Annotated in this window: 1 protein-coding gene; it reads left to right on the top strand. The window is 66.0% G+C overall.

Going from position 1 to position 415, the window contains the following annotated elements:
• On the top strand, nucleotides 1-415 hold a 415-nt coding region (locus EN893_RS37750; RefSeq protein ID WP_128362349.1), incomplete at both ends, for a DUF4147 domain-containing protein.

Genomic DNA, 415 nt, shown 5'->3' with positions numbered 1-415 from the left:
TTCCACCATCAAGGGCGGCAGGCTGGCAGCGGCCGCATGGCCGGCCAGGGTGGTGTCGCTGATCGTCTCCGATATTCCCGGCGACAATCCGGCAATGGTCGCCTCCGGCCCAACCGTACCGGATACAGGCAGCCGCGCCGACGCGCTGGCCTCGATATCGGCCTATCGCATGAAACTGCCGGCCTCGGTGATGGCGCATATCAATTCGCCGGCCGCCGATGCGCCAAGCCCGGACGACGAGCGTTTTTCGCGCAACGAGGTGCATCTGGTCGCTTCGGCCGGGGTATCGCTGGAAGCCGCCGCTGCGGAAGCGAAACGGCAGGGTGTCGAGGCCGTTATCCTCTCCGATGCCATCGAGGGCGAAGCGACCAGATGCACCTCGTTGCGCGAAAAACGCTCGTCGTCCGGGCTTGGC

It is taken from the genome of Mesorhizobium sp. M7A.F.Ca.CA.004.04.2.1 (genome assembly GCF_004022825.1).
Taxonomy (GTDB): Bacteria; Pseudomonadota; Alphaproteobacteria; order Rhizobiales; family Rhizobiaceae; genus Mesorhizobium.
The sequence above is the reverse complement of the archived record's forward strand: the minus strand, read 5'-3'. Positions and strand labels throughout refer to the sequence as shown.